General features: G+C 60.2%; 1 protein-coding gene and 1 pseudogene. One reads left to right on the top strand and one right to left on the bottom strand.

Annotation, left to right across the window (positions count from 1 at the left end):
• Positions 1-941: pseudogene (locus tag EN994_RS30140) on the bottom strand (PAS domain-containing sensor histidine kinase); the annotation flags it as partial.
• Positions 942-1,446: 505 nt separating this feature from the next.
• Here EN994_RS30140 and EN994_RS30135 point away from each other — a divergent pair.
• Positions 1,447-1,699, top strand: a 253-nt coding sequence (locus EN994_RS30135; RefSeq protein ID WP_245466125.1) for a DUF5330 domain-containing protein, incomplete at its 3' end; no start/stop codon positions are given.

The raw sequence follows: 1,699 nt of genomic DNA, 5'->3' as shown, positions 1-1,699 counted from the left end.
GCGGCCGCCTCATTGGCTGCCGCCAGATCCTCGCGCAACCGGGCGATCTCGTCATTCTGCCTCAGGACGAACGTAAAGACATCACCCTGTTCCTCACCACGCACGAGATCAAGCGAGAACGGCCGGTAATTGTCGGCCGTCAGGCCATTGCCATTCTGAGGCAGCCGGATGCGCAATTCGAGCCGGCGCGACAGTGCGCCGTCGCGCATGTCGGCCATTGCGCTGAGATAGGAAACGCGATCCGACAGATGGACGCGATCGAAGAGGCCGTTTCCGGACAGCAGTTCGGGCGGCAGTTTCAAAAGCGTGCGCGCTTTTGGCGACGCGTCCAGGACCTCGCCATGACGGGCGACGCGCAAGACCACCGCATCGATGATGTCTTCGAGCCGGTCGGCAGTGTCGAGCACATCAGCCGCATCGGCCGTGTTTTGAAATGCCGATGCGCGCGGGATCAGTGTGAGCGTCCAGGCCAACGGCACCAACCAGTGCCACGCCGCGATCTGCGCTCCTGCGAACGGGAATACGGTTCCAGCCAAAGGCTGAGCCAAGATGGCGACAGCGGCCGACACGGCTCCCCACAGCGCCGCCCGCCGCGAAGCGCCGATCCACCAGGCTTCAAAAGGCAGCGCCACGACAAGCATGGCGACAGGCGAACTCAGCCCGCCCGCGGCGGCAATGAGACTGCCGAGAGAAATGCCGGCCAGCACCAGGGCGACCCAACTCGCTATCGCCATCTTGCCGGTCGCCGCCACCAGCAAGGCGACGAACCAGCACAGGCCAAAGGCGGCGAAAATGGCGGCCATGGTGACGGCGACGCCCATGCCTGAAGTAACCAGCGTGACCGCGGCACCGGCGACAAAGAAAGGAGCGGCGAGCATGACGCCGATAAAGCGGCGCTGGCGCTCGCGGTCGCTCCGCCCAAGGATGGACGGATGGACCATACGTTCGCAACCGGCCGAAATCGCGCCAGGCAATTCAACGTATCTGGCCTTGATTGAACTCAACTCAACGCACTCGCACTTGTCGTGGACAGCTCTGCTTTGCAGATGGTTCTGGTTGGCTTTGAAACTCGCATCCAGCGTTTAAGGAATGGATAAGGCAGGGCCGACCAGGGCCCGGCCTGCGGCAAATATCGGGATGCCGGCGGCCGAAAGCACGGACAAATGCAGCCATAGTAAACGGAGAGTTATCCGCCGACTGCACCCATCGGCCGGGCGCACTCGGCACCTGGACTTCCCTATTTCAAGAAAAACACAGGGAAATCATGGGGATATATGGTTATTTGTTGTTAAGGAAAATTGCTCGGATTTGAGACAAGTCGATTGCAGAACGGTTCGTTTCGAATTTGCCTAAAATTTGAGGAAAATTCTCTCTTTGCCCGCAAGCCGTCCTTTGCGCCTGTGTGCCAAAATCCTGCCTACAAAAGAGGTCATGCCATATGGATGCATGATCCGGTCACGACGAGAGGGCAAGGGCATGGTCTTCCTCATAAGAATGGCTTTCTGGTTTTCGCTGGTGCTGCTGGCGCTGCCATTGAGTGTCGGCCCCGATGAAGCGGGGCATGAAAGCGTCGGACCGATCCAAGCCTTGTTTGCGGCACGCGAAGCGGTTGGCGATATCGCCGGCATTTGCGAACGCAAACCCGATGTCTGCGAGACCGGCAAGTCGGCGATGCACACCATTACCGCCCGCGCCAAAG

It is taken from the genome of Mesorhizobium sp. M7A.F.Ca.CA.002.09.1.1, from assembly GCF_003998555.1.
Lineage (GTDB): Bacteria > Pseudomonadota > Alphaproteobacteria > Rhizobiales > Rhizobiaceae > Mesorhizobium > Mesorhizobium ciceri.
The sequence above is the reverse complement of the archived record's forward strand: the minus strand, read 5'-3'. Positions and strand labels throughout refer to the sequence as shown.